The following is a 26,975-nucleotide window of genomic DNA, read 5'->3' as shown; positions in this document are numbered from 1 at the left end:
CATCCCCCGCCGGGTAAGGACACGGGGGACCAGACGCGTCGTACCTGGAGGGTCGTCCGTTGTTCAGCATCACCGTCCGCGATCACATCATGATCGCCCACAGCTTCCGCGGCGAGGTGTTCGGGCCCGCGCAGCGACTGCACGGCGCCACGTTCCTGGTGGACGCCACCTTCCGCCGCGAACAGCTGGACGAGGACAACATCGTGGTCGACATCGGCCTGGCCACGCAGGAACTGCGCCTCATCACCGCGGAGCTGAACTACCGCAACCTCGACGACGAACCCGAGTTCGCGGGCATCAACACCTCGACCGAGTTCCTCGCCAAGGTGGTCGCCGACCGGCTCGCCGAACGCATCCACAAGGGCGCTCTCGGCGAGGGCGCCAAGGGCCTCGCGGGCCTCACGGTCACCCTGCACGAGTCGCACATCGCCTGGGCCAGTTACGAGCGTGGCCTGTGACCGGGGCGACCGCGCGGCGGACGCACCTGTCGTACGTACCGACGCAGCCCGACGCCGGCGAGAGAGCCACCGATGTCGAGAAGGCCGTCGCCGTCGAGAAGGCCGGAATCAGCTCCATGTCCCTGCGCACCGTGCACTTCGTGCTGCCGGGCGGCGTCGACGACCCGGCCGCGCCCAGCGGCGGCAACGCCTACGACCGCCGGGTCTGCCTGGACCTGCCCGGCTTCGGCTGGCAGGTCACCCGGCACGCCGCGCCCGGCAGTTGGCCGTGCCCCGACCAGGCCGCCCGCGACCGTCTCGCCCGCCTGCTGAGGGACCTGCCGGACGACGCGGTGGTCCTGCTGGACGGGCTCGTGGCCTGCGGGATCCCGGAGACCGTCGCTCCGGAGGCCGACCGGCTGCGCCTGGCCGTACTCGTCCATCTGCCGCTCGGCGACGAGACCGGCCTCGCCCCGGCCGTCGCCGCCGACCTGGACGCCCGCGAACGCGCCGTGCTGCGCGCCGTGCCCGCGGTCGTCGCGACCAGCGACTGGGCGGTGCGCCGGCTCGTCTCCCACCACGGACTCGCCCCGGAACGGGTGCATGTCGCCGCGCCCGGCGCCGACATCGCGCCGCTCGCGCCCGGCACCGACGGCGTCTCCCGGCTGCTGTGCGTGGCCGCCGTCACCCCGCGCAAGGGCCAGCACCGGCTCGTGGAGGCGCTCGCGGCGGTGCGGGACCTGCCGTGGACCTGCGAGCTGGTCGGCGGACTGGGCCACGACCCCGGCTACGTCGCCCGGCTCCACACGCTCATCGACCGGCACGGCCTCGCCGACCGGCTGCACCTGACCGGCCCGCGCGCCGGGGCGGACCTCGACGCCACGTACGCCGCCGCCGACCTGATGGTCCTGGCCTCCTACGCCGAGACCTACGGCATGGCGGTCACCGAAGCCCTGGCCCGCGGCATCCCGGTCCTCGCCACCGACGTGGGCGGAGTGCCGGAGGCGGTGGGCCGCGCCCCCGACGGCGGGGTGCCCGGCATCCTCGTCCCGCCGGAGGACCCCGGCGCGCTCGCCGCCGAACTGCGCGGCTGGTTCGGCGAACCCGACGTACGCCGCAGGCTCAAGGCCGCGGCCCGCGGCCGCCGCGCCGCGCTCGACGGCTGGGCCGCCACCGCCCGCAGCCTGGCCGCAGTCCTGGCCCGGCTCCCCGAAGCACCGAGGAGGGCGGCGTGACCAGGCCGGAGACGAGGACGAAGGGCACGGCGAACGGCATGACGAACGGCATGACGAACGGCGCGGCGAATGTCGCCCTGGCGCGCGGGAAGGCGTCCGGCCCGGAGGCCGGGCCCGAAGCCGGAAGCGGCCCGGTGAACGCCGCGGAGGCCGACGGCGTCGGGAGTGGTCGCGTGAGCCCTGCGGAGGCGGACCGCGGCGTCGGCGTCGATGATGGCGGGGTGCGTGGTGTGGACTCCTCGGTCGTTGCCGGGGCCGGGCCGGTCGGGCGCCCGGGTGAGCGGGCCACCGTGCGACTGCGCGGCGACGAGCCCGACGAACCGGCCCGGTACGCGCCCGAGTGGCTGCGGTTGCGGGAAACCGCCGACGCGGCCGCCCGTGCGCAGGACCTGCTGGATCCGCTGCGGATCCGGTTCGCGAACCTGCCGGGCGGCACCGGCGGACTGGCCGTGCACGACCTGGGCTGCGGCACCGGCTCGATGGGCCGCTGGCTCGCGCCCCGCCTGGACGGACCCCAGCACTGGGTCCTGCACGACCGCGACCCCTACCTGCTGCACTTCGCCGCCGTGGCCTCCCCGCGCGCCGCCGCCGACGGCAGTGGCGTCACCGTCGAGACACGGCGCGGCGACGTGGCCCGGCTGACCCCGGACGCCCTCGCCGGTGCCTCGCTGGTCACCGCCTCCGCGCTGCTCGACGTCCTCACCCGCGAGGACGTCGTCACCCTCGCCGACGCCTGCGCCGGGGCCGGTTGCCCCGCGCTGCTCACCCTGTCCGTCGCCGGGCGCGTCGAACTCACCCCGGCCGACCCGCTGGACGCGGAGATCACCGAGGCCTTCAACGCCCATCAGCGCCGCGGAGGGCTGCTCGGCCCGGACGCGGTCACCGTGGCCGGCGAGGCGTTCGCCGCGTGCGGGGCCACCGTACGGGTGCACCCGAGCCCTTGGCGGCTCGGGCCCGCCGAGTCGGCGCTGACCGAGCAGTGGCTGCGCGGCTGGGTGGGCGCGGCCGTGGAACACCGGCCCGAGCTGAGCGAACGCGCCGAGCGCTATCTGCGGGACCGGCTCGCCGCCTGCGCCGCCGGCGAACTGCGGGTCGTGGTCCACCACGACGACCTGCTGGCCCTGCCCCGGCCGACGGGCGGGGCGTCATGACCGCACGGTCGGCCGCGACGGAGCAGGAGCACCGGGCCATCGGCACGGGCACCCACGCTCGCGCGACGACCACCGGGACGGTACACGCGCGCGTGCCCGAGGCCGGCCCGGCGGGCGCGTGCGTGTACGGCGCCGGCACGGTCCAGACTGTGCCATGGACCCCGGAACGCCCGCCCGCCGAAACCGCACCCGCACCCGAGACCGCACAGCCGACCCCCACCCCCCGGCGCCCCGGTCTGCGTGCGCTCCGTACGCACTTCGGCAGCCTCGTCGGTGTGGTCATCCTCGGCGTGCTGCTGTGGCGGCTCGGCACCGGCGTACTCGTGGACGGGCTGCGGCGGATCGACACGGTGACGGTGCTGGCCGCGCTGGGCATCGGCGGGGTCACCACCGTGCTCAGCGCCTGGCGCTGGCAGTTGGTGGCCCGCGGCCTGCGCATCCGGCTGCCGTTCGGGCCCGCTGTCGCCGACTACTACCGGGCGCTGTTCCTGAACGCGGCGCTGCCCGGCGGGATCCTGGGCGACGTACATCGCGCGGTCCGGCACGGACAGAGCGCCGGTGACCTGCGGCGTGGGGTCAAGGCGGTCGTCCTGGAACGCGTCGCCGGACAGATCGCGCTGGCCGTGTTCGCGGCGGCGGTGCTGCCGACCCTGCCGTCCCCGGTCCGCGCCGAGGCCCGTGAGCTCGCCGCGCCGGTGGCGTTCGCCGTGGCCGGGGCGTTCGCCATAGGCCTCGCCGTCCGGATGAACCGCGCGCCCGCGCGCCGGGCCGGCGGCCTCGGCACCGCCCTCGGCGAGGCCCGCCAGGGTCTGCTCTCCCGCCGGGGCGGACCGGGCATCGCCCTGTCCTCCGCCGTCGTCCTGGCTGGGCACCTGGCGATGTTCGTCGTGGCCGCCCGGGTCGCCGGCTCCGCCGCCCCGGTCGCGGACCTGATCCCGCTCGCCGTCCTCGCCCTGGTCGCCATGGGGCTGCCGCTGAACGTCGGCGGCTTCGGACCGCGCGAGGGTGTGACCGCCTGGGCGTTCGGCGCGGCGGGGCTCGACGCGAGCACGGGGATCGCCGTCGCCGTCGTGTACGGCGTGCTCAGCTTCGTGGCGAGCCTGCCCGGCGCCGTCGTCCTCGCTGTGCGCTGGTACGGCGGTCTGCGCGGCACGACCGGCACGGCGGACGCCGCCGCAGCCGCCGTGACCGGTGGCCGCGCGGCGGACTACCCGCGTTCCCGCGCGGAGGTGAGCAACGCGAAGTACGACTCGAAGGAATCCGCCAGGCTCGCCAGCAGTTCCTTCCCCTTTTCCGCCGAACCCAGGGAAGGACGGCCGATGACGCCCGATTCGGTATAGGCGGACATTCCCACGGTGAGGAGATGACGACGGTCGTCAGCGGTGAAATCGGCGGACTCGTAACCAGGGCGGACGAATTCGGGATGAGCGTGCAGCAGAATCGAGGTCTCGATTTCCCCCGCGTGCATGTCGGTGAGCAACGAGGTCCGCACCCCCGCCCGCTCCCGCGCCGCCTCCCAGTCCTCGGCGGCCGGGAACAGCGCCATCCGCTCACCGCGCGCGGAGGCCTCCTGGACGACGTTGCCCAGCACGTAGTTGCCGCCGTGCCCGTTGACCACGACGAGCGCGTCGACACCCGAACGGCGCAACGACGCCGCGATGTCCGAGACCACCGCATGGAGGGTCACGGCGGAGATGCTGACGGTCCCCGGCCACCGGGCATGCTCGTGCGAGCAGGAGACCGTCACCGGAGGAAGGAGGTGCACCGGGTACGCGGCGGCGATCTCCCGCGCCACGGCACAGGCGACGAGCGTGTCCGTCGCCAGCGGCAGGAACGCACCGTGCTGTTCGAAACTGCCCACGGGAAGGACGGCGACCTGTGCTGAAACGCCCGCCCCCCGCGCCGTCACGTCTTCCGTGGTGTCCGCCGGCAACACGCCGTACAACCCTCGGTCTGCCGCCGCACGCGCACCCGAACCACTCATCTTTTCATGGCCTTTCGTCTCTGCTTAGGAATAAGATCATGACAGAAAACACCGGCGTCAACCTCGGCGTACTCGGTACAAAGTCCTCGCGGCGTTCGGGTGCGGAACGCGTGGTGAATGCACCGCTGCCGACCGTGTACGGGAAATTCCAGGCGATCGGTTACCTGGACCACGACCGCGGTGACGAGCAAGTGGCCCTGGTGTACGGCGAGATCGGCACCGAGAACGTGCTGACCCGGCTGCACTCGGAGTGCCTGACCGGGGACGCGTTCGGCTCCCGGCACTGCGAGTGCGGCGACCAGCTGGCGTCGGCGCTGCGCGCCGTCGTCGCCGAAGGCAGCGGCATCGTCGTCTACTTGAGGGGCCACGAGGGCCGCGGCATCGGACTGCTCGCCAAGCTGCGCGCCATGGCCCTGCAGGCGGAGGGCCTGGACACGGTGGAGGCGAACCTCGCGCTGGGCCTGCCCGTCGACGCCCGCGACTACCGCGTCGCGGCCGAGATCCTGCGCGACCTCGGCGTGCGCTCGGTGCGCCTGATGTCCAACAACCCGCGCAAGCGGGAGGCGCTGGTGCGGCACGGCATCCAGGTCACCGAGCGGGTGCCGCTGCTGATCGAGCCATGCGAGAGCAACATCACCTATCTGCGCACCAAGCGGGAGCGACTGGACCACATCCTGCCCCACCTGGACGCCGTGGCCCACGGCTCCTGAAGGCCGGACGGCCGCTCCGGCGCCCGCCGCCTCCCCCCACGGGCGGCGGGCGCCGGGCCGGTCAGTCCACCAGCGCCTCGTGCACCAGCCGGCGCAGCTGCGGGAAGATCTTCAGCGTCTTCGGGCGTACCTGCGTCATGAACTGCACCGTCAGCTCGTGCGCCGGATCGACCCAGAACGCGGTCGTGGCCGCGCCCGTCCAGCCGTACGTGCCGAGGCTGGAGGGGGCCAGGGTGCGGGACGGGTCGGTCACCACCGACACGTTGAAGCCGAAGCCGAGCCCGTCGTTGCCGCGCTCCTGATGGACCGGGGCGCCGAAGACGCGCAGAACGGCGTCGCCGGGCAGCTGGTTGCGGGTCATCAGCGCGACCATGTCCGCGGACAGCAGGCGTACGCCGTCCAGTTCGCCGCCCCGGCGCAGCATCTCCATGAACCGGTGGAAGTCGTACGCCGAGGAGACCAGGCCGCCACTGCCGGACAGGAACCGCGGCCGACCGCGCACCGGCAGCCCCGGTACCGGCGCGATCCCGCCCCCGTCCGTCTCCCCGTACAACTCGGCCAGCCGGTCCGCCTGTTCGGGCTCGATGTGGAAGCCGGTGTCGGACATGCCGAGCGGCCGCAGGATCCGCTCGGTGAAGAACGCGTCCAGTGGCTGCCCCGACGCCACCTCGATCAGCCGGCCCAGCAGGTTCGAGGCGACCGAGTAGTTCCACTGTGTGCCCGGTTCGAACTGCAACGGCATCCGCGCGTACACCTCGACGGTCTCGGCCAGATCCGCGCCCGGCGGGACCGAGTACTCCAGACCGGACGCGCGATAGAGGGCGTCGACCGGGTGCCGGTGGTAGTAACCGAAGGTCAGGCCCGCGGTGTGGGTGAGCAGATGCCGGATCAGGATCGGGCCGTCGGCCGGGTGCGTGCGCATCTCCGCACCCGAACCACCCTCGTACACCACCGGTTTGGCGAATGCCGGCAGGTAGCGGTCGAGCGGATCGTCCAGCGCCAGCCGGCCCTCCTCCGCCAACTGCAGCACGGCGACCGCGGTGACCGGCTTGGTCATCGAGTAGATCCGCCACAGCGTGTCCGTCTCGACCGGCAGCCCGGCCGCGACATCACGCCGGCCGTAGGTGGTGAGATGGGCGACCCGGCCGCCGCGGGACACGGCCACGAGAAAGCCGGGCAGCCGGCCCCGGTCGACGTGGTCGGCAACCTGCTGGTCCAGGCGGTCCAGCGCCTTGCCGTCCAGCCCCGCCTCATCCGGGTCGACTTCCTGCCGCAGCTCTGCCATCGCTCTCCTCCGGTCGCCTGGTCCGCAATGCTTCCCCGACCGACCGCCGCGGAAGCACCCGCCCGTCATCGTCCCGCAGGACCACCCCCACGGACCGGCCCATCAGCGGCGCGTGTGATCGACACGACGCTTCCGGCGCTGGGTGGGGTGGCTCGCTCGCCGTGGGCTTCGGACGTGGTGTGTTTCTCCTCCGGTCTCGGACGTGGTGGGCTCGCCACGAGCCCCGGACGGGGTGCGCTTCTCATCCCGCCCCGGACGCGGTGCGTTTGCCTCCGGCGCCGGGGGCGGTGTGCTCGTCCTCGGGGTCGGGGAGTGCGTGTGCGTCGCCGGTGCCGGGCGGCGGGGCGGCGGTGTCGGTCCTGGGCAGCGCCCGCGCCAGGGGTACGCCGAGTGCCGCTACGGCCGCCAGCGTAAGCAGCGCGGTTCCGGTTCCGGTGCTCATCAGCGCGCTCGCGGTGGCCACCCCGACGGCCGGGCCGACGTTCAGCGCCGTCTGCTGCAGTCCGCCCGCCACTCCGGCCACGGCCACCTCCGCCCGCCGTACGACCACCTGGGTGGCGGCCACCATCACCGTCCCGAACCCCGCGCCGAGCAGCGCGAACGCGCAGCCGAACGCCGGTGCGGACGTGGCCCCGGAGAGCACGAGGACACCGAGCGCGAGCAGCACCGTCGCCGTCGTCGTCGTACCGCGTGCCCCGAAGCGGCGCAGCAGTACGGGGCACAGTGCGGCGGACGCCACCATCAGCACCGCCAGCGGCAGGCTGCGCAGCGCGCTGTGCAACGGGTTGAGGCCGAGGCGGCGTTGCAGGACGTAGGTGGCGACGAAGAGCGCGCCGAACAGGGCCGCAGAGACGACGACCAGGACGCCGAGCGCCGCGCCGATCGCGCGCGAGCCGACGACCGCGGGTGACAACAACGGGCTCGTCGTGCGCCGTTCGTGCCGCACGAGGACGGCGGCGGTGACCGCGGCGACGGCGAGCCCGGCCCCGGAGACCGGCCGCGCGGTCACCGCGTGTACGAGACAGGACAGGGTGACGGCGAGCAGCACGGCACCCGGCACATCCAGTGGGGTGCGGGGGCCCGCAGGGGTGCGCTGCGGCCGCAGCAAGGCCGGCAGGCCGAAGCCGAGCGCGGGCAGCACGTTGACGAAGAACACCGCCCGCCAGCCCAGCGCCGTCACCAGCGCCCCGCCCACCAGGGGACCCGCGGCCGCCGCCAGTCCGATCGCGGCGGTCCGCACGGCGAGCGGCGTGGCCAGCCGGTCCGGCGGGAACGCGGCCCGCAGCATGCCCAGCGTGGCCGGCTGCAACAGCGCCCCGAACACCCCCTGGAGCGCCCGCAGTCCGATCACCCAGCTCACCCCGGGCGCGATCCCGATCCCCGCCGACGCCGCCCCGAACCCGAGCAGGCCGAGCGCGAACACCCGCCGCTGCCCGTACCGGTCACCGAGCCGCCCCGCGAACACCAGCAGGCTCGCCACCGCGACGAGATACGCCGTACTGGTCCACTGCACCTCGGCGAGCGACGCGCCCAACTCCCTCTGCAGACGCGGCTGCGCGACCGTGAGGACCGTACCGTCCAGCGCGACGACCACCGCGCCCGCCACACTGCTCGCCAGTGTCCAGCGCCGGTTCACCGGCCGCCCTCCGTACCCAGGTGCGCCACCAGCACCGCATCGAGCAGTGCCCCCAAGTTCTCGTCTCCAACGGCGAGTTGGAGGCTCCGCCAGCGCCACAGCTGAGCGAGCCCGTGCAGATTCGCCCACAACGCGCCCGCCACCCGTCGTGCGTCGGCCTCGGGCCGCGCCTCGCCGACCAGCCCCGCGAGCACCTCGAACAAGGGAAGACTCGTCTCCCGCAACCCCAGATGCCCGCTCTCCAAGAGATCATGACGGAACATCAGCTCATACATACCGGGGTCGCCCAGCGCGAACTCCAGATACGCCCGCGCCAGCACCGCCACCCGCGCCCGGGGCTCGGCCGGTGCCTGCGCGAGCGCCGTCCGTGCTCGCTCGGCCAGGTCGGCGAAGCCGCGCCCCGCGATGGCCGACAGCAGCTCCAGATGGGTGGGGAAGTAGCGGCGCGGCGCCCCATGTGAGACGCCGGCGCGCCGGGCGATCTCCCGCAGGGTCAGCGCCCGCAGCCCCTCGGCGGCCAGCAGCTCCACGCCCACGTCGACCAGACGCTCCCGCAACCCGATGTCGGACTCAGTCATAGACACTGTCTACCAGCTGTCAGTAGACACTGTCTACTCATGCCTGGCGTGGGGGAATCGCGTGCCTGGCACGGGGGAATGCGGCGCCCACTCCGGCGAGTTGACGGTGGTATGACTCACGACACCACGCAGGACGCACTGCTCGACCTGCTCTCGGCGGGCCACGGCGGCGTCCTGGTCACCCTCAAGCAGGACGGCCGCCCCCAGCTGTCCAACGTCAGCCACGCCTACGACCCCGACGAGCGCATCATCCGGATCTCCGTCACCGACGACCGCGCCAAGACCCGCAACTTGCGCCGCGACCCCCGCGCCTCGTACCACGTGACCAGCGCCGACCGCTGGGCGTACACCGTCGCCGAGGGGACCGCCGAACTGTCCCCGGTCGCCGCGGACCCGCACGACGACACCGTCGAGGAACTGATCCGCCTCTACCGGGACGTCCTCGGCGAACACCCGGACTGGGACGACTACCGGGCGGCGATGGTCCGCGACCGCCGCCTGGTGGTGCGGCTGCACGTCGACCGGGCGTACGGCGTCCCGCCGCGCTGACCCGCGCTCTCGGCTCCCCTCTGCCTCACTGTCCTACTGCCCGGCGGTCCGCGCCTCGATCGCGCGCAGTACGGCGACCATGTCCTCGCCGCCGTGCCCCTGCGCCACCGTCTCCTCGAACAAGGTGTGGCACACGTCGAGGAGCGGCGAGGCCAGCCGCGCCTTGCGGGCCGCCTCGGCGATGAGCCGGTTGTTCTTCAGGACGTCCAGCGCGGCCGCCTGCACCGCGAAGTCCCGCTCGCGCAGCTTCGGCGCCTTCATCCGGGAGACACCGCTGGCCATGGGGCCCGCCTCCAGCACCTCCAGGAACAGCCGCCCGTCCAGGCCCTGCCGCTCGGCGAAGTGGAACGCCTCGGTCAGTCCGGTGACCAGGGTGATCAGGAACAGGTTCACGGACAGCTTCATCAGCAGCGCGCCGGGCGCCGGCCCGCACACGAACGTCTCCCGGCACATCGGCCTGAGCAACGGTCGAACGGCGGCCACGGCATCCTTCTCGCCGGCGAGCATCGCCACCAGCCGGCCCTCCTCCGCAGGGACCCGTGATCCGGAGACGGGCGCCTCGACGTACCGGCCGCCGGCGGCGCGGATGTCGGTCTCCAGGGCGTGGGAGTACTCGGGGGAGGTCGTGCCCATGTGGACGACGATGCGGCCCGCGACGCGGGCGGCGAAGGCAGGGGTGCCGCGGCCGAGGACCACGTCGACCGCGGCCTCGTCGGCGAGCATCAGCAGCACTACGCCTGCCCGCGCGAACACCTCGTCCGTGTCCGCGGCGACCGTGGCCCCGGCCGCGCGCAGCGGCGCGGCGCGCTCCGGGGTCCGGTTCCAGACCACCAGGGGAGTACCGGTGGACAGCAGACGCTGCGCCATGGGCCGGCCCATCACTCCCAGACCGATGAAACCGACGTGCACGGGGGCCGCCCTTCGCACCGACAACCGACTATGACCGCCGTCATAGTAGCCGTGCTTATGACGCCGGTCATAGAGTGCCGGTCATGGGGCGCCGGTCATGAGATGCGGGTTATGAGGTGTCGGTCATGGAGTGCGGCGGCGAGGAACGGAGGCCGGTGATGGGTGAGGTGCGACGAGGGCCGCGGGAGCGGATGGTCTTCAGCGCGGCCCAGCTCATCCGGCGCGACGGCGTCGCCGCCACCGGTATGCGTGAGGTCGCCGCGCACGCCGGCGCGCCGCGCGGCTCCCTCCAGCACTACTTCCCGGGCGGGAAGGAACAGCTGGTCAACGAGGCGGTCGGGTGGGCCGGCCGGTATGCGGGCCGGCGGATCGCGCGCTTTCTCGAAGGGCTCGACGAGCCGACGCCGGGCGCGCTGTTCGCGGCGATGGTCGCACAGTGGACCGACGAGTACACGGCGGGGGGCTTCGCGACGGGCTGCCCCGTCGCCGCCGCCACCGTCGACTGCGCCTCCGCCGGCGGCTCAACCCGGGAGGCCGTCGCCGTCGCGTTCACTACCTGGCGCACCCCGCTGGCCGAGGCCCTGACCGGCCTGGGCGTCCCCGCGGACCGGGCCGACTCGCTGGCCACGCTGATGATCAGCACCCTGGAGGGCGCGATCCTGATGTCCCGCGCCGAGCAGGACGTACGCCCCCTGACCACGGCCGTCCGGGAACTGGGGCCACTCCTCGACGCGGCGGTCACCCCGGCCCCCTGACAACCGTCTCGGGACCTCGGCTGAGCGAGTGCGCGTCAACGCCGTTGCTGAGAGGTTGGGCTTCTTTCCGCGGTCGGCCCGTGCGGCAGGCGTGCTGCCGGCCGGTCAGCGCGAGCCGGTGAGGACCCGGCCGGACCAGATGTCGATCACCACCTGGTGGTGGTCCGGGCGCACCGCCCGCGTGCCGCCGGCGTAGTTCTTGTCGACCTGCGCCGCTTCGGCCGCGTCCGGCTTGGCGTTCGTGCAGGACGTGCCGGGGCCGTGGCCGGACATGAGCTCCGAGCACGGGCCGCTGTAGTGGTCGGGCAGCCCAAGGATGTGCCCGGTTTCGTGCGCCGTGATCCGGGTCGCGTCGTAGCCCTCGTCCACCGCTTGCCGGCCCAACTGCACGTCACCGTTGCCGCCGGGGAAGATCGGCCCCAAGGTGGTCTGCGGCCAGCCGCTGGTCGCCTCGTAGACGTAGTCGGCCGAGCCGGGGGTGCTCGTCGGCTCCAGGCGCACGTTGTGCACCGCGGCGTTCCAGTTCTGCACGGCCTGCTCGATCGGGCCCGCCCACTGACCCGCAGCGCTGGCGTCGTAGGTCAGGGTGACCACCGCCGGGGTCGCGTGCGGCGCGGAGTGCGCCGAAGCGGCACCGACCGTAGTGCTCAGCATGACCGGGATGAGTGCCGTCAGGGCGGCCATTCGTTTGATCATCGGACCGGTGCGCCTCCTTGGGTCTCAGCTGCTGCCCGCAGTAAACGAGTAAACGAGTTTGTTGCGAACACGACAACCTCTCTGTCGGTAATCGGGACTCGGTTGCCGCCAAGTTGGCTTAAAGTACACAGGAGTTGACTACGGCCTCCGCCTGACCCGCCGCGCGACGGTCAAGTCGACGTCGCGGCGGCCGCGCCGCGGTCCTGGATGCCGGCTCCGGGCACCGCGACCGCGCTCGCGCGGCTCCTGAGCGTGGCCCCGCCGTAGCCCGGCCCCGCTGAATCGCTGCCGTGCGGCGGGTCGTCGGTCGTCGGTGCTTGTCCGGGCCCGTCCCGCCGCACTAGCCTCCGCGCGTGATCAACGGTGCACATGTGGTGCTCTACAGCCGGGACCCGGAGGCCGACCGGGCCTTTCTGCGCGGCACCCTCTGCTGGAACTACGTCGACGCGGGCAGCGGATGGCTCATCTTCAAGGCGCCGCCCGCCGAGGTGGCCTGTCACCCCACGGACGGCGAGCCCTCGCACGAGCTGATGCTGATGTGCGACGACCTCGACGAGACCCGGCGTCAACTTGCCGAGCGCGGCGTGGAGTTCACCCGTCCGGTGGAGGAGGCCCGCTGGGGCCGGGTGACCGCCCTGCGACTCCCGGGCGGCGGCGAACTCGCCCTGTACGAGCCGCGCCACCCGAGACCCTAGTCAGGCAGGCTCCTCAGCAATCCCCGCTCAGGTCCCGGGTCGCAGGTCCCCGGCGTCCCGGGTGACAGGCCCATCGCCGGCCCATCGCCCGTGCCCGGCGCCCCGGGCCACCCGGCTCAGGCCGTGACCCGTTCCGCCCGTTTCGCCTGCCGGCCGGCCCGCTCCCCGAGCAGTTCCGTCGGGACCGTGTGCGTCTCGCGGGCGGTGAGCGCGGCCAGGGCCGGCGGAACGCACAGCACGGCCGTGAACAGGGCCACCGCCGCCCAGTCGTCACCGCCCGGACCGGCGATCTCGGCGGCGAAGGTGACCGCGAACCCTGCCACCGCGAAGCCGGTCTGCGTGCCGACGGCCAGGCCCGACAACCGGACCCGGGTCGCGAACATCTCGCCGTAGAAGGCGGGCCACACCCCGTTCGCGGCGCTGTAGACGAGCCCGAAGGCGACGATCCCGAGGACCAGGGTCAGCGGGTGGGAACCGGTGGAGATCGCCCACAGATACCCGGCCATCGCGACCGCGCTGCCCACCGCGCCGATCAGGAACACCGGCCGGCGCCCGATCCGGTCCGACAGCGTGGCCCACAGCGGGATCGCGCCCAGCGCGGCGAGGTTGGCCAGCGCGCCCACCCACAGCATGAACGTACGCGACATGCCGACCGCGTCGCTGGTGGCGTACGACAGCGCCCACACCGTGAAGACCGTGCTGACCGAGGCGATGAGCGCGCCCGCGACCACCCGCAGCACATCCGCCCAGTGCTCCCGCACCAGCACCACCAGCGGCAGCCGGACCACGCCCTCGGTCGCCGCCTGCCGGGTGAAGGCCGGGGTCTCCCGGAGCCGGCGCCGGATGACGTAACCGGCGACGGCCACCGCGATGCTCAGCCAGAACGGGACCCGCCAGCCCCAGGACAGCAGTTGGGGCTCGGGGAGTCCGGCCACCGGGATGAAGACGAGGGTGGCGATGAGCTGGCCGCCCTGGGTGCCGCTGAGCGTGAAGCTGGTGAAGAAGCCGCGCCGGTCCGGCGGCGCGTGCTCCAGACTCATGGAACTCGCGCTCGCCTGCTCGCCCGCCGCCGATATGCCCTGCAGCACCCGGCAGAGCACCAGCAGCACCGGGGCGAGCGAGCCGGCCTGGGCGCGGGTGGGCAGACAGCCGATCAGGAAGGTCGACAGACCCATCAGGACCAGCGTGAACACCATGATCTTCTTGCGGCCGAGGCGGTCGCCGAGGTGCCCGAGGACCAGTGCCCCGAGCGGCCGGGCGGCGTAGGCGACGCCGAAGGTGGCGAGCGACAGCAGGGTCGCGGTGGCCGGGTCGGAGGAGTCGAAGAACACCTTCGGGAAGATCAGCGCGGCGGCACTGCCGTAGACGAAGAAATCGTAGTATTCCAGCGCACTGCCGATCCAGGCGGCCGTCGCCGCCTTCCAGGGCTGGCCGGGAGGGGCGTCGGAGGCGGGCGCGGGGGAGGGGACGGACACGGCGGCTCCTTCGGGGGAACTCCACCCTACGAAAAGGGGCGGGGCGAGCGACGAGGGGAGGGAGCGGGCGAAGGCCGGATCTCGGCCGCGCAATTAACCCACTGGATAGTTAGTCGGGGTGGGTGGGATGTTGCGCCCGTGTTGCGCCGGTGTCAAGAGTCCGCGCGAAACCCGGCGGAGCCCAGCGGGACTCCGTGCGCGCGGCCGTCAGCCGGCCGCCCGCTCCGCCGTCAGATAGGCGATCACCATGTCGCCGAGCATGGTCCGGTAGTGCTGCCGCTGGGCGGGGTCCACCAGGTCCCGACCGAACAGGGCGCCGAAGGTGTGCCGGTTGGCGACCCGGAAGAAGCAGAACGAGCTGATCATCGCGTGCAGGTCTACGGCGTCCACGTCGGCCGTGAACAGCCCCGACTCCTGGCCGGCGGCGAGGATCCGGCGGATCACCTCCAGGGCCGGCGAGCCGATCCTGCCGAGCTCCTCGGAGGCCGCGATGTGCTCGGCGTCGTGGATGTTCTCGATGCTGACCAGGCGGATGAAGTCCGGGTGCTGCTCATGGTGGTCGAAAGTCAGCTCGGCCAGCCGCCGGATCGCCGCGACCGGGTCCAGATGCTCGACGTCCAGCTGCTGCTCGGCCTCGCGGATCACCCCGTACGCCCGCTCCAGCACGGCCGTGAACAGCTGCTCCTTGCCGCCGAAGTAGTAGTAGATCATCCGCTTGGTGGTGCGGGTACGGGCCGCGATCTCGTCCACCCGGGCGCCGTCGTAGCCGGCCCGGGCGAACTCCTGCGTGGCCACGTCGAGGATCTCGGCCTTGGTGCGGGCTGCGTCGCGCACCCGTCCCCCGGGTCGTACCGGTTCTTCGACGCTGGTCATCGCTTTCCTTCGGGCCGGGAGACGCGCGCTCGTGCGCGTGCCGGTGATTGTAGAAGCAGGGTGCCCCGGGACCGCCGGGGTCTTCCGTGCGGCTCGGACGGCTGATATAGCTAACGTACTAGTTCGTACATTAGTGCCGTCTCGGGAGGGCCACGTGGCCAAGGACTCGTATCTCGTCGGGCTGATCGGGTCCGGCATCGGCCCCTCGCTCAGCCCCGCCCTGCACCAGCGGGAGGCGGACCGGCAGGGCCTGCGGTACCTGTACCGGCTCCTCGACCTCGACGTCCTCGGACGGGCACCGCAGGCGGTCGGCGACCTGGTCCGCGCCGCCCGCGACCTCGGCTACGACGGGCTGAACATCACGCACCCCTGCAAGCAGCTGGTCGTCGATCACCTCGACGCCCTCTCCCCGCAGGCCGAGGCGCTCGGCGCGGTCAACACCGTGGTGTTCGAGGGCGGCCGGGCCGTCGGACACAACACCGACGTGACGGGATTCGCCGCCTCCTTCGCCCGCGGTCTGCCGGACGCCCCGCTGGAGCGGGTCGTCCAGCTCGGCGCGGGGGGTGCGGGGGCGGCGGTCGCCCATGCCGTGCTCACCTTGGGCGCGGGGCGCGTCACCGTCGTCGACGCGATGCCCTCGCGCGCGGCTGACCTGGCCGACTCCCTCGTCCGGCACTTCGGTCCCGGCCGGGCGGACGCGGCGACGGCTGATCGGCTGACGGTGCTGCTCGGCGAGGTCGACGGCAAGGGCGGGCTCGTCCACGCCACGCCCACCGGTATGGCCGCGCATCCCGGACTGCCCCTGTCCGCCGAGTTGCTGCATCCCGGTCTCTGGGTGGCGGAGGTCGTCTATCGGCCCTTGGAGACGGAGTTGCTGCGGGCTGCCCGCGCGGCTGGCTGCGCCGCATTGGGCGGGGGCGGGATGGCTGTGTTTCAGGCTGCCGACGCCTTTCGGCTGTTCACCGGCAGGGAGCCGGACAGCGTGCGGATGCTGGCTGACTTCGAGGAGCTGGTGGGCGTCGAGCGGTGGGGGACTTCTGTTCGATGACGATGACGATGACGGTCGCGGGGCGTCTGTGGCTGGTCGCGCCCACGCCCACGCGGCGGAGCCGCACACCGATACCGCCCCGCGCCCCTTGGGGGGTTGCAGCACAGGATCTTTGAGGAGCGCAGGTATGCACACATCCATCGCCACGGTCTCCCTCAGTGGTTCCCTCACCGAGAAGCTCGCCGCCGCCGCTCGTGCCGGGTTCGGGGGTGTGGAGATCTTCGAGAACGACCTTCTCGCCAGCCCGCTCACTCCCGAGGAGGTGCGGGCCCGCTGTGCAGACCTCGGGCTGAGCATCGACCTGTATCAGCCGTTGCGTGACGTCGAGGCCGTCCGGGACGACGTGTTCGCCCGTAATCTGCGGCGCGCCCGGCACAAGTTCGCGCTGATGAGACGACTCGGAGCCGACACCGTCCTCGTGTGCTCCAGCGTCTCGCCCGACGCCGTGGACGACGACTCCCTGGCGATCCGGCAACTGGCCCAACTCGCCGACACCGCCCAGGAGTTCGGGATCAAGGTGGCGTACGAGGCACTCGCCTGGGGACGGCACGTCAACACCTACGACCACGCCTGGCGGATCGTCGAGGCCGCCGGCCATCCCGCGCTCGGTGTCTGTCTGGACAGCTTCCACATCCTCTCCCGCGGCTCCGCACCCGAGGATCTCGCAGGAATTGCGGACATACCCGGCGAGAAGATCTTCTTCCTGCAGCTCGCGGACGCCCCGCTGCTCGCCATGGACGTGCTGCAGTGGAGCCGTCACTATCGTTGCTTCCCTGGTCAGGGCGGGTTCGACCTCGTCGGGCTGCTGCGGCGTGTGCTCGCCGCCGGGTATCGCGGGCCGCTGTCCCTTGAGGTGTTCAACGACGTCTTCCGGCAGGCCGACGCCGGGTCCACCGCGGTCGACGCCCACCGGTCCCTGCTGCTCCTGCGGGAGGCGGCCGGCGCCGGTGTGCTGCCGCCGGCCGTCGTGCCGACCGGGATCGCCTTCGCGGAACTCCTCACTCCGGACGCCGAACCCGTCACCGCGCTGCTGACCGCCCTCGGTTTCACCCGCGCCGCCCGGCACCGTGGCAAGCCCGTCGATCTGTGGCAGCGGGGCGAAGCCCGGATCCTGGTCAACACCGCCGCCACCGCCCGCCGCGACGGCATCCGGCTCGCCGCGATCGGTCTCGAATCCCCGGATCCGGCCGGTGCCGCCCGCCGCGCGGAGGCCTTGCTCGCCCCCGTGCTGCCCCGTCGGCGCGGTCCCGAGGACGTCCCGCTGGACGCCGTCGCGGCGCCCGACGGCACGGAGCTGTTCTTCTGCGCCACAGACTCCGCCTCAACTGTCGCCACAGCCTCCGCCTCAGCTGCCGCTTTCGCCCCCGCCGGTACCGACTCCGCCTCCGGCACCGCCTCAACTGCCGCCTCCGCCACAGCTACCGCTTCCGGCACCGTCCCCGCCCCCGCCTCCGACGTCCCCGAACTCCCCGACTGGCGGGCAGACTTCGCCGAGTTGCCCGACGCCCCGGCAACCTCCGCCACCCGTATCGATCACCTCGCCCTGACCCAGCCCTGGCACCACTTCGACGAGGCCACGCTCTTCCATCGTGGCGTCCTCGGTCTGACCGCCGAGGAGAGTGTCGACCTCGCCGACCCCTACGGCCTGCTGCGCAGCCGCGCGGTCGCCGACGCCGACGGGAGCGTCCGGATCGCGCTGTCCGTGGGCGCGGCGCCGAGTGACGACACGGTGCACGCGCAGCACATCGCCCTCGCCACGGACGACGTGGTGGCGGCGGCCCGGCGCTTCCGGGAGGCGGGCGGACGCCTGCTGCCGGTGCCCGCGAACTACTACGACGACCTGGCCGCCCGGTACGAGTTCGCCGACGGTGAGCTGGAGACGTATCGCGAACTCGGCATCCTCTACGACCGCGACGCCCACGGCGCGTTCCGGCACTGGTACACCGAGACCGTCGGCCGGGTCTTCTTCGAACTCGTCCAGCGCGATCCGGGCTACCAGGGTTACGGCGCGGTGAACGCGCCGGTACGCCTGGCGGTCCAGCACGCACGGCGGTGAGGAGCTCGGAAGGAAGTGGTGAGTGCGGGGTGAGACCTCGGTGAGACGGGGCCCGGCCGCGCGTCACCCCACGGCATAGCGGCCGATACTCGCACGGTCCGGGACATGCGCGTCGCCCCGGACCCGAGGGTCCCGGACCGGACCCGTGCGCCTGGAAGGCCGTTCATGCCCCGCCCCGTCGGCCAGCTGCTGCTGGGCCACGCCCCGCCACCGACCGCACCCGCCCCGCCGATACCGGCCCGCGCCGACCGCTACGAGCCCCCGGTGCTCGCTGCCATCGCCGTGCTCGCCGCCGTGCTGTGCCTGTGGGGCCTCGGCGACAGCACCTACCACGCGTTCTACGCGAGCGCGGTGCGCAGCATGACGGACAGCCCGGCCGACTTCTTCTACGGCTCCTTCGACCCGGCGGGCTCCATAACCCTGGACAAGCTGCCCGGCTTCCTGTGGCCGCAGGCCCTGTCCGCGATGGTCTTCGGCTTCCACCCGTGGGCGCTGGTGCTGCCCCAGGCCCTGGAGATGGTGGGCTGTGTCCTGCTGCTGCATCTGCTGGTGCGGCGCTGGGCCGGGGTGACCGCCGGGCTGCTGGCCGCCGCCTTCTTCACGCTGACGCCGGTGACGGTGGGCCTCGGCCGCTCGGTCACCGAGGACGCCCCGTTCGTGCTGCTTCTGCTGCTGGCCGCCGAGGCCACCTGGCGGGCCACCGAGCGGGCCCGCCTCCGCACCCTGCTGCTCGCGGGCGTCTGGGTGGGCCTCGCCTTCCAGTGCAAGATGCTGGAGGCCTGGGCGGTCGTGCCCGCGCTGGCCGCGACCTACCTGGTCGCCGCGCCCGTCGCCCGGCGCCGCCGGATCGGCCAGGTGGCCCTGGCCGGTGCGGTGACCGTGGCGGTGTCGCTGTCGTGGATGCTGGTGGCGGCCCTCACTCCGACCGGCGCCCGTCCGTACCTCGACGGGACGACCAACGACTCGCCGTTCGCGCTGGTCGTCGGCTACAACTTCCTCACCCGTTTCCACGCCGTCGGCATAGACGCGGCCGGCAGCGGCAGCATCGTGGCGGACCGGGCGGCCCACGCGGGTCAACGTCTCGGACCGGGGATGGGCGACGGGCTGGGGAAGATGTTCAGCCCGGGGCTGGCCACCCAGACCGGCTGGCTGTATCCGCTGGCCGCGCTCGGTCTCGCCGGCGGGCTGCTGGCGCTGTGGCGGCGCGGCGTGCCGCGCACCGACCGGCTGATCGCCGGGTATGTGCTCTGGGGCGTGTGGGGCGTGACGTTCTTCGCCGTGTTCAGTTTCGGCAGCGTCACCGGCCACACCTACTACATGGGCGTCGTCGCGGTGGCCGTGGCCGCGCTCGCCGCCGTGGGGGTCGTCCGGGCCCGCGGCTCCCGCGTGCTCCCCGTCGTCCTCGCCGTCGATGTCGTCTGGTGTGCGGCCCTGGGGCTGTGGTACCCGAACTTCCAGCCCTGGTCGGCGCCGTTCGCGGTCGCCCTCGGGCTGATCGCCCTGCTGCTCGCCGGCCTGCGCCGCCCGGGCGCGCTGGCCACCGCCCTCGCCGCCGTCCTGCTGATCCCTGCCGTGTGGACGGCCTCCGCGCTGTCCCTGCGCTACAACCAGCCCGGCGCCTTCGGCCGGGTCGGCCCCACCAGCACCCGCGCCGGCACCGCGCCGGCCCCCCTCGGGCCCCAGCACCGGCGGCTGCTCGCCTACCTGACCGCGCACCGCGACGGCGCCCGCTATCTGGCCGCCGTCCCCGGCTGGCAGAGTGCCGCGCCGTACATCCTCGCCGCCGACGCCCCCGTGCTGCCGATGGGCGGCTTCACCGGCCAGGTCCCGTACCCGGCGCCGGCCGCCTTCCGCCACCTCATCGACACCGGACAGCTGCGGTACGTCGTCCTGACGGCCGGCACCTTCCGGGCCCGCACCCCGGCCGGGGACCTGGCCCGCTGGACCGCCGCCCACTGCCCGCTCGTCCCGTCGGCCGCCTACGACCCCCTCGACCGGACCCGGCTGCTGTACCACTGCGGCCCGGCCCACCAGGGGTGAACCGGGCCGTATGAAGGGGCCGTTACGGCCGTCTGTTCCACTCCGCGATCACGGGTCGGCCGTGTTCGGTGGACAGCCGGCTGACCGTGCCCGTGGCCAGCTGGAACAGCCGGCCCTCGGCGGGCGGCAGGCCCAGCCGGCGGGCGGTGAGCACCCGCAGCACATGGGCGTGGGCGACGAGGACCACGTCGCCCTCCGCCAGCGCCGGGGCCAGGCGGGCCAGCACCCGGTCGGCGCGGGCGCCGATCTGCTCCGGTGACTCGCCGGGATGGCCCTCGGGGCCGGGCGGTACGCCGTCGGTCCACAGGTCCCAGCCGGGGCGGGCCCGGTGGATGTCGACCGTGGTGATGCCCTCGTAGCCGCCGTAGTCCCACTCGTGCAGATCGGGGTCGGGCACGACCCCGCTCAGGCCCGCCAGTTCGGCGGTGCGTATCGCGCGGTGCAGTGGGCTGGCCAGCGCGCGGGCGTAGGTCCGGTCGGTGAGCAGCGGGGCGAGGGACTTGGCCTGTTCCTCGCCGTGCTGGGTCAGGGGCAGGTCGGTCCAGCTGGTGTGCTGGCCCGACCGGCTCCACTCCGTCTCACCGTGGCGGACCAGCAGGAGGTCCCCCACGGCGGGTCAGCCCTTCGTCTCGACCGCGTGGCCGCCGAACTGGTTGCGCAGCGCCGCGATCATCTTCATCTGCGGGGAGTCGTCCTGCCGGGAGGCGAACCGGGCGAACAGGGACGCCGTGATCGCCGGGAGCGGCACGGCGTTGTCGATGGCGGCCTCGACCGTCCAGCGGCCCTCACCGGAGTCCTCCGCGTAGCCGCGCAGCTTCTCCAGGTGCTCGTCCTCGTCCAGGGCGTTGACCGCGAGGTCGAGGAGCCAGGAGCGGATGACGGTGCCCTCCTGCCAGGAGCGGAACACCTCGCGGACGTTCTCCACCGAGTGCACCTTCTCCAGGAGCTCCCAGCCCTCGGCGTACGCCTGCATCATGGCGTACTCGATGCCGTTGTGGACCATCTTGGAGAAGTGCCCGGCACCGACCCGACCCGCGTGGACATAGCCGTACGGGCCCTCCGGCTTGAGCGCCTCGAAGATCGGGTGCAGCCGCTCCACGTGCTCCTTGTCGCCGCCGACCATGAGCGCGTAGCCGTTCTGCAGGCCCCACACACCGCCGGAGACACCGGCGTCGACGAAGCCGATGCCCTTGATGGCGAGGGCGGCGGCGTGCTTCTCGTCGTCCGTCCAGCGGGAGTTGCCGCCGTCGATCACCGTGTCGCCGGGCTGCAGCAGGTCGCCCAGTTCGTCGACGACGGTCTGGGTGGCGGTGCCGGCCGGGACCATCACCCACACGTTGCGGGGCGCGTCCAGCTTCTCGACCAGTTCGGCGAGGGACTTGACGTCGGAGACCTCGGGGTTGCGGTCGTAGCCGATGACGGTGTGGCCGGCGCGGCGGATCCGCTCGCGCATGTTGCCGCCCATCTTGCCGAGACCGATGAGACCGAGTTGCATGATCAGTTCTCCTGAGCGTTCTTGAGGGTGCGGTAGGCGGCGACGAGGGCCGTGGTGGACGGGTCGAGACCGGGGACGTCCGCGCCGTGGGTGAGGGCGGGCTCGACCCGCTTGGCGAGGACCTTGCCCAGCTCCACGCCCCATTGGTCGAAGGAGTCGATGTTCCACACCGCGCCCTGCACGAACACCTTGTGCTCGTAGAGGGCGATCAGCTGGCCGAGCACGGACGGGGTCGGCTCGCCGGCGAGGATCGTGGTGGTGGGGTGGCCGCCGCGGAAGGTGCGGTGCGTCACCTGCTCCTCGGCCACGCCCTCCGCGCGGACCTCCTCGGCGGTCTTGCCGAAGGCGAGGGCCTGGGTCTGGGCGAAGAAGTTGGCCATCAACAGGTCGTGCTGGGCCTTGAGTTCACCGCTCAGCTCGTCGACGGGCCGGGCGAAGCCGATGAAGTCGGCCGGGATCAGCTTGGTGCCCTGGTGGATCAACTGGTAGTAGGCGTGCTGCCCGTTGGTGCCCGGGGTGCCCCAGACGACCGGTCCGGTCTGCCACTCCACCCGCTCGCCGTCGCGCTGCACCGACTTGCCGTTGGACTCCATGTCCAGCTGCTGCAGGTAGGCGGTGAACTTCGACAGGTAGTGGCTGTACGGCAGCACCGCGTGCGACTGGGCGTCGTGGAAGTTGCCGTACCAGATGCCCAGCAGGCCGAGCAGCACAGGCACGTTGGCCTCGGCGGGCGCGGTGCGGAAGTGCTCGTCCATCAGCCGGAAGCCGTCGAGCATCTCCCGGAAGCGGTCGGGCCCGATCGCGATCATCAGGGACAGGCCGATCGCCGAGTCGTACGAGTACCGGCCGCCGACCCAGTCCCAGAACTCGAACATGTTGTCCGGGTCGATGCCGAAGTCGGTGACCTTCTCGCCGTTCGTGGACAGGGCGACGAAGTGCCTGGCGACCGCCTTGTCGTCGCCGTCGAAGGCCTTCAGCAGCCACGAGCGCGCCGAGGTCGCGTTGGTGATCGTCTCGATCGTGGTGAACGTCTTGGACGCCACGATGAACAGGGTCTCCGCCGGATCCAGGTCCCGGGTCGCCTCGTGCAGGTCGGCGCCGTCCACGTTCGACACGAAGCGGAACGTCAACTCCCGTGCGGTGTACGGGCGCAGCACCTCGTACGCCATCGCCGGGCCGAGGTCGGAGCCGCCGATGCCGATGTTGACGACGTTCCTGATGCGCCTGCCGGTGTGGCCGGTCCACTCGCCGGAGCGGATCCGGTCGGCGAAGCGGGCCATCTTGTCGAGAACGGCGTGCACCTTCGGCACCACGTTCTCGCCGTCGACCTCGATCACCGCGTCCCGCGAGGCGCGCAGCGCGGTGTGCAGCACGGCCCGCCGCTCGGTGACGTTGATCTTCTCGCCGCGGAACATGGCGTCCCGCAGCGCGAACACGCCAGTGGCGGCGGCGAGTTCCTGGAGCAGGGCCAGGGTCTCGTCGGTGATCAGGTGCTTGCTGTAGTCGACGTACAGGTCGCCGACCCGTACGGCATACCGCTCGGCGCGGCCGGGGTCCGCCGCGAACAGCTCGCGCAGATGCGGCTGTCCCTGGGCGCGGTGGTCGGCGAGGGCCGTCCACTCGGGCCGGTTGCTGAGATTCGGAAACCTCGGAAATTCGGACTGAGCCATCTCAGGCGTTCTCCTTGGCGGCCTCGCCCTTGAGGGCGATGGCGTACATCTCGTCGGCGTCGAGGCGGCGCAGCTCCTCGGCGATGAGCTCGGAGGTGGGGCGGACCTTCAGGGCCAGGGTGCGCGGCGGCTGGCCCGGCAGGGTCAGGGTCGCGAGCGGACCCTCGGGGCGGTCGATGACGATCTCGCCGTTCGCGGTGCCGAGGCGTACGGCCGTGACGACCGGGCCGGCGGTGACGACGCGGTCCACGGGTACGTTCAGGCGGGCCTCCAGCCAGCGCGAGAGCAGCTCGGCGCTGGGGTTGTCGGCCTCGGCCTCGACGGCCGCCGAGGTCACCTTCGTACGGGCCTGGTCCAGGGCGGCGGCCAGCATGGACCGCCACAGCGTGAGCCGGGTCCAGGCGAGGTCGGTGTCGCCGGGGGCGTAGTTGCGGGCGCGGGTCTGCAGGACCTCCATCGGCCGTTCGACCGCGTACAGGTCGGTGATCCGCCGCTGGGCCAGCGCGCCCAGCGGGTCCTTCGACGGGGTGTCGGGCGCCTCCACCGGCCACCACACGACGACCGGCGCGTCCGGCAGCAGCAGCGGCAGGACGACCGAGTCGGCGTGGTCGGACACCTCGCCGTAGGTGCGCAGCACGACCGTCTCGCCGGTGCCGGCCTCGGAGCCCACCCGGACCTCGGCGTCGAGCCGGGAGTGGGTGCGGTCGCGCAGGGTGCGGGCATGCCGCTTGATGACGACCAGGGTCCGTGAGGGGTGCTCGTGCGAGGCCTCCTCGGCGGCCTTGATCGAGTCGTAGGCGTTCTCCTCGTCCGTGACGATGACCATCGTCAGGACCATGCCCACGGCCGGCGTACCGATGGCGCGGCGGCCTTGCACCAGCGCCTTGTTGATCTTGCTTGCCGTGGTGTCGGTCAGGTCGATCTTCATGGCCTGCGCCAGCTCCGTCCGTCTCGTGCGAGCATCTCGTCCGCTTCCCTCGGTCCCCAGCCGCCCGACGCGTACTGCGCCGGCCTGCCGTGCGCCGCCCAGTACTCCTCGATCGGGTCGAGGATCTTCCAGGACTCTTCCACTTCCTGGTGACGGGGGAACAAATTCGCGTCGCCGAGCAGCACGTCCAGGATGAGCCGCTCGTACGCCTCCGGGCTCGACTCGGTGAACGACTCGCCGTAGGCGAAGTCCATCGACACGTCCCGGATCTCCATCGACGTGCCGGGCACCTTGGAGCCGAACCGCACGGTCATGCCCTCGTCGGGCTGGACGCGGATGACGATCGCGTTCTGGCCCAGTTCCTCGGTGGCGGTGGAGTCGAACGGGGAGTGCGGGGCCCGCTTGAAGACCACCGCGATCTCGGTGACCCGGCGGCCGAGCCGCTTGCCGGTGCGCAGATAGAAGGGGACGCCCGCCCAGCGGCGGTTGTCGATGCCCAGCTTGACGGCCGCGTAGGTGTCGGTCTTCGACTTGGGGTCGATGCCGTCCTCCTGGAGGTAACCGATCACCTTCTCGCCGCCCTGCCAGTCCTCGGCGTACTGGCCGCGCACGGTGTGCTTGCCCAGGTCCTCCGGCAGCCGCACCGACTTCAGCACCTTCAGCTTCTCGGTGAGCAGCGCGTCCGCGTCGAAGGCGATCGGCTCCTCCATCGCCGTGAGAGCCATCAGTTGCAGCAGGTGGTTCTGGATGACGTCACGGGCGGCGCCGATACCGTCGTAGTAGCCGGCGCGGCCGCCGATGCCGATGTCCTCGGCCATGGTGATCTGCACATGGTCGACGTACGACCGGTTCCAGATCGGCTCGTACATCTGGTTGGCGAAGCGCAGCGCCAGGATGTTCTGGACGGTCTCCTTGCCCAGATAGTGGTCGATACGGAACACCTGGTCCGGCTCGAACACGTCGTGCACGATCGCGTTCAGCTCGATGGCGCTGGCCAGGTCGTGGCCGAACGGCTTCTCGATGACCGCGCGCCGCCAGGAACCCTCGGGCGGGGAGGCCAGGCCGTGCTTCTTCAGCTGCTGCACGACCTTCGGGAAGAACTTCGGCGGCACGGAGAGGTAGAACGCGAAGTTGCCGCCGGTGCCGCGGGAGGCGTCCAGCTCCTCGACGGCGTCCTTCAGCTGCTTGAACGCGGTGTCGTCGTCGAAGTCGCCGGGGATGAACCGCATGCCCTCGGCGAGCTGCTGCCACACCTCCTCGCGGAACGGGGTGCGGGCGTGCTCGCGCACGGAGTCGTGCACGACCTGCGCGAAGTCCTGGTCCTCCCACTCCCGCCGGGCGAAGCCGACGAGGGAGAAGCCCGGCGGCAGCAGACCGCGGTTGGCGAGGTCGTACACCGCGGGCATCAGCTTCTTGCGGGACAGGTCACCGGTCACACCGAAGATGACCAGCCCGGACGGGCCCGCGATCCGGGGCAGCCGACGGTCGCGGGCGTCCCGCAGCGGGTTCGCCCAGTCGGCGGCCGGGGCCACGGGCACCCGCACCTTCTCGGGCGCCGGGGTGCCGGGCACCTCCTCGGGTGCCGGCGCGGCGGGTGCGTTGTCGGTCATCGGGCGTCAACTCCCTTGCTGTTCAGGGACTTCGCTACGGCGTCCAGCAGCTCCTGCCAGGCCGCCTCGAACTTGGCGACGCCCTCGTCCTCCAGCTGCTGGACGACCTCGTCGTAGGAGATGCCGAGCCGCTCGACGGCGGCCAGGTCCGCGCGGGCCTGGGCGTAGCCACCGGTCACCGTGTCGCCGGTGATCTCTCCGTGGTCGGCGACGGCGTTCAGGGTGGCCTCGGGCATGGTGTTGACGGTGCCCGGCGCGACCAGCTCGTCCACGTACAGGGTGTCCTTGTACGCGGGGTCCTTCACTCCGGTGGACGCCCACAGCGGACGCTGCTTGTTCGCCTTGTCCCCGCCGAGCGCCAGCCAGCGGTCGGACGCGAAGACCTCCTCGTAAGCCTCGTAGGCGAGCCGGGCGTTGGCGAGGGCCGCGCGGCCCTTGAGACCGAGGGCCTCCTGGGTGCCGAGGGCGGTGAGGCGCTTGTCGATCTCGGAGTCGACGCGGGAGACGAAGAAGGACGCCACCGAGTGGATCGTGGAGAGGTCGATGCCGCGCTCACGGGCCTTCTCCAGGCCGGCCAGGTAGGCGGCCATGACCTCGCGGTAGCGCTCCAGGGAGAAGATCAGCGTGACGTTGACGCTGATGCCGAGGCCGATGACCTCGGTGATCGCCGGCAGACCCGCCTCGGTCGCCGGGATCTTGATCATCACGTTGGGGCGGTCGACCAGCCAGGCGAGCTGCTTGGCCTCGGCGACGGTGGCCGCGGTGTCGTGGGCGAGGCGCGGGTCGACCTCGATGGAGACCCGGCCGTCCCGGCCGTTCGTGGCGTCGTACACGTCACGCAGGATGTCGGCGGCGTCGCGCACATCGGCGGTCGTCATCATCCGTACGGCCTCGTCCACCGTCACACCCCGTACGGCGAGGTCGGTGAGCTGCTCCTCGTATCCCTCGCCGGAGCCGATGGCGGCCTGGAAGATCGACGGGTTGGTCGTGACACCGACGGCGCTGCCGCTCGCCACCAGGTCGGCGAGGCTGCCCGAGGTGATCCGCTTCCGCGACAGGTCGTCGAGCCAGATCGACACGCCCTCGTCGGCGAGGCGCTTGAGGGCTCCCGGGGTCGCGATTGCTTCGGTCACAGTGATCATCTTTCTTTCGGGAAGGTA

The 26,975-nt window shown here is 72.3% G+C and carries 23 protein-coding genes and 2 pseudogenes; 11 read left to right on the top strand and 14 right to left on the bottom strand.

Annotation, left to right across the window (positions count from 1 at the left end):
* Window positions 1–59: 59 nt before the first annotated feature.
* The 4 genes and pseudogenes from AB5L52_RS07795 to AB5L52_RS07780 all read left to right on the top strand — a co-directional run.
* Window positions 60–458 (top strand): 6-carboxytetrahydropterin synthase, encoded by a 399-nt coding sequence (locus AB5L52_RS07795; protein WP_351025139.1) that lies wholly within the window; start codon window positions 60–62, stop codon window positions 456–458.
* Complete coding sequence (locus tag AB5L52_RS07790; RefSeq protein WP_369363088.1) at window positions 455–1,672, top strand: glycosyltransferase family 4 protein; 1,218 nt, start codon at window positions 455–457, stop codon at window positions 1,670–1,672. Before AB5L52_RS07795 ends, AB5L52_RS07790 begins: the two co-directional genes overlap by 4 nt.
* A complete protein-coding gene (locus tag AB5L52_RS07785; RefSeq protein ID WP_369363087.1) occupies window positions 1,669–2,823 on the top strand; it encodes a class I SAM-dependent methyltransferase in 1,155 nt (384 codons plus the stop codon). Before AB5L52_RS07790 ends, AB5L52_RS07785 begins: the two co-directional genes overlap by 4 nt.
* Window positions 2,820–3,872 (top strand): annotated as a pseudogene (locus AB5L52_RS07780) (lysylphosphatidylglycerol synthase transmembrane domain-containing protein); the annotation flags it as partial. The gene AB5L52_RS07785 and the pseudogene AB5L52_RS07780, both read left to right, overlap by 4 nt.
* A gap of 158 nt (window positions 3,873–4,030) precedes the next feature.
* On the opposite strand, the gene AB5L52_RS07775 reads toward AB5L52_RS07780, so the two are convergent.
* Entirely contained in the window at window positions 4,031–4,807 is a 777-nt protein-coding gene (locus tag AB5L52_RS07775) for a creatininase family protein (protein WP_351563559.1), read from the bottom strand.
* A gap of 38 nt (window positions 4,808–4,845) precedes the next feature.
* Here AB5L52_RS07775 and ribA point away from each other — a divergent pair, with 38 nt between their 5' ends.
* Complete coding sequence (gene ribA / locus AB5L52_RS07770; protein WP_351025148.1) at window positions 4,846–5,517, top strand: GTP cyclohydrolase II; 672 nt, start codon at window positions 4,846–4,848, stop codon at window positions 5,515–5,517.
* Window positions 5,518–5,578: 61 nt separating this feature from the next.
* Here ribA and AB5L52_RS07765 read toward each other — a convergent pair whose 3' ends face one another.
* From AB5L52_RS07765 to AB5L52_RS07755, 3 genes are all read right to left on the bottom strand, one after another.
* Complete coding sequence (locus tag AB5L52_RS07765) at window positions 5,579–6,802, bottom strand: serine hydrolase domain-containing protein (protein ID WP_369363086.1); 1,224 nt, start codon at window positions 6,800–6,802, stop codon at window positions 5,579–5,581.
* Between the two features lie 241 nt (window positions 6,803–7,043).
* Window positions 7,044–8,438 carry an MFS transporter gene (locus tag AB5L52_RS07760; protein ID WP_369363085.1) on the bottom strand — a complete coding sequence of 465 codons (1,395 nt, stop codon included), beginning with the start codon at window positions 8,436–8,438 and terminating at the stop codon, window positions 7,044–7,046.
* Window positions 8,435–9,016, bottom strand: coding sequence for a TetR/AcrR family transcriptional regulator (locus AB5L52_RS07755; RefSeq protein ID WP_351025157.1), 582 nt, complete (start codon window positions 9,014–9,016; stop codon window positions 8,435–8,437). Before AB5L52_RS07755 ends, AB5L52_RS07760 begins: the two co-directional genes overlap by 4 nt.
* A gap of 111 nt (window positions 9,017–9,127) precedes the next feature.
* Between AB5L52_RS07755 and AB5L52_RS07750 the strand changes: the two genes are divergently transcribed.
* Window positions 9,128–9,565: a PPOX class F420-dependent oxidoreductase gene (locus AB5L52_RS07750; RefSeq protein WP_351563567.1), complete on the top strand. Its 438-nt coding sequence runs from the start codon at window positions 9,128–9,130 to the stop codon at window positions 9,563–9,565.
* A 33-nt stretch (window positions 9,566–9,598) separates the two neighbouring features.
* Here AB5L52_RS07750 and AB5L52_RS07745 read toward each other — a convergent pair.
* Window positions 9,599–10,531: pseudogene (locus tag AB5L52_RS07745) on the bottom strand (NAD(P)-dependent oxidoreductase); the annotation flags it as partial.
* Window positions 10,532–10,632: 101 nt separating this feature from the next.
* On the opposite strand from AB5L52_RS07745, the gene AB5L52_RS07740 reads away from it, so the two are divergent.
* Window positions 10,633–11,229 (top strand): TetR/AcrR family transcriptional regulator, encoded by a 597-nt coding sequence (locus tag AB5L52_RS07740; protein WP_369363084.1) that lies wholly within the window; start codon window positions 10,633–10,635, stop codon window positions 11,227–11,229.
* Between the two features lie 105 nt (window positions 11,230–11,334).
* Here the strand turns inward: AB5L52_RS07740 and AB5L52_RS07735 are convergent, their stop codons facing one another.
* On the bottom strand, window positions 11,335–11,925 hold the full coding sequence (locus tag AB5L52_RS07735; protein WP_369363083.1) for a snapalysin family zinc-dependent metalloprotease: 591 nt from the start codon (window positions 11,923–11,925) through the stop codon (window positions 11,335–11,337).
* A gap of 353 nt (window positions 11,926–12,278) precedes the next feature.
* Between AB5L52_RS07735 and AB5L52_RS07730 the strand changes: the two genes are divergently transcribed.
* A complete protein-coding gene (locus tag AB5L52_RS07730; protein ID WP_351025166.1) occupies window positions 12,279–12,620 on the top strand; it encodes a VOC family protein in 342 nt (113 codons plus the stop codon).
* A gap of 116 nt (window positions 12,621–12,736) precedes the next feature.
* Here AB5L52_RS07730 and AB5L52_RS07725 read toward each other — a convergent pair whose 3' ends face one another.
* The gene (locus AB5L52_RS07725) at window positions 12,737–14,095 is read right to left on the bottom strand and encodes an MFS transporter (protein WP_351563571.1); all 1,359 of its coding nucleotides are present in this window, start codon (window positions 14,093–14,095) and stop codon (window positions 12,737–12,739) included.
* A 207-nt stretch (window positions 14,096–14,302) separates the two neighbouring features.
* The gene (locus AB5L52_RS07720) at window positions 14,303–14,968 is read right to left on the bottom strand and encodes a TetR/AcrR family transcriptional regulator (protein WP_351563573.1); all 666 of its coding nucleotides are present in this window, start codon (window positions 14,966–14,968) and stop codon (window positions 14,303–14,305) included.
* Window positions 14,969–15,122: 154 nt separating this feature from the next.
* On the opposite strand from AB5L52_RS07720, the gene AB5L52_RS07715 reads away from it, so the two are divergent.
* The 3 genes from AB5L52_RS07715 (at window position 15,123) to AB5L52_RS07705 (ending at window position 20,112) form a co-directional block, all read left to right on the top strand.
* Entirely contained in the window at window positions 15,123–16,016 is an 894-nt protein-coding gene (locus AB5L52_RS07715) for a shikimate dehydrogenase (protein WP_369363082.1), read from the top strand.
* 127 nt (window positions 16,017–16,143) lie between these two features.
* Window positions 16,144–18,072, top strand: a complete 1,929-nt coding sequence (locus AB5L52_RS07710; RefSeq protein ID WP_369363081.1) for a TIM barrel protein — start codon at window positions 16,144–16,146, stop codon at window positions 18,070–18,072.
* Window positions 18,073–18,237: 165 nt separating this feature from the next.
* Entirely contained in the window at window positions 18,238–20,112 is a 1,875-nt protein-coding gene (locus tag AB5L52_RS07705; RefSeq protein WP_369363080.1) for an ArnT family glycosyltransferase, read from the top strand.
* 22 nt (window positions 20,113–20,134) lie between these two features.
* Here the strand turns inward: AB5L52_RS07705 and AB5L52_RS07700 are convergent, their stop codons facing one another.
* From AB5L52_RS07700 to tal, 6 genes are read right to left on the bottom strand one after another with little or no spacing between them, the layout of a single operon-like run.
* A complete protein-coding gene (locus AB5L52_RS07700; RefSeq protein ID WP_351025182.1) occupies window positions 20,135–20,722 on the bottom strand; it encodes a histidine phosphatase family protein in 588 nt (195 codons plus the stop codon).
* A gap of 6 nt (window positions 20,723–20,728) precedes the next feature.
* A complete protein-coding gene (gene gnd / locus AB5L52_RS07695) occupies window positions 20,729–21,607 on the bottom strand; it encodes a phosphogluconate dehydrogenase (NAD(+)-dependent, decarboxylating) (protein WP_351025185.1) in 879 nt (292 codons plus the stop codon).
* Between the two features lie 2 nt (window positions 21,608–21,609).
* Window positions 21,610–23,277, bottom strand: a complete 1,668-nt coding sequence (gene pgi, locus AB5L52_RS07690; RefSeq protein ID WP_369363079.1) for a glucose-6-phosphate isomerase — start codon at window positions 23,275–23,277, stop codon at window positions 21,610–21,612.
* 1 nt (window position 23,278) lies between these two features.
* A complete protein-coding gene (gene opcA, locus AB5L52_RS07685) occupies window positions 23,279–24,205 on the bottom strand; it encodes a glucose-6-phosphate dehydrogenase assembly protein OpcA (protein ID WP_351025190.1) in 927 nt (308 codons plus the stop codon).
* The gene (gene zwf / locus AB5L52_RS07680) at window positions 24,202–25,815 is read right to left on the bottom strand and encodes a glucose-6-phosphate dehydrogenase (RefSeq protein ID WP_351025193.1); all 1,614 of its coding nucleotides are present in this window, start codon (window positions 25,813–25,815) and stop codon (window positions 24,202–24,204) included. Before zwf ends, opcA begins: the two co-directional genes overlap by 4 nt.
* Window positions 25,812–26,957, bottom strand: coding sequence for a transaldolase (gene tal / locus AB5L52_RS07675; protein WP_351025195.1), 1,146 nt, complete (start codon window positions 26,955–26,957; stop codon window positions 25,812–25,814). The genes zwf and tal overlap by 4 nt, the downstream gene beginning before the upstream one ends.
* Window positions 26,958–26,975: the final 18 nt, after the last annotated feature.

This window comes from Streptomyces sp. CG4 (assembly GCF_041080655.1).
In the GTDB taxonomy this organism is placed as follows: domain Bacteria; phylum Actinomycetota; class Actinomycetes; order Streptomycetales; family Streptomycetaceae; genus Streptomyces.
Note: the sequence above shows the minus strand (reverse complement) of the source record. Positions and strands in the feature narration are given on the sequence as shown.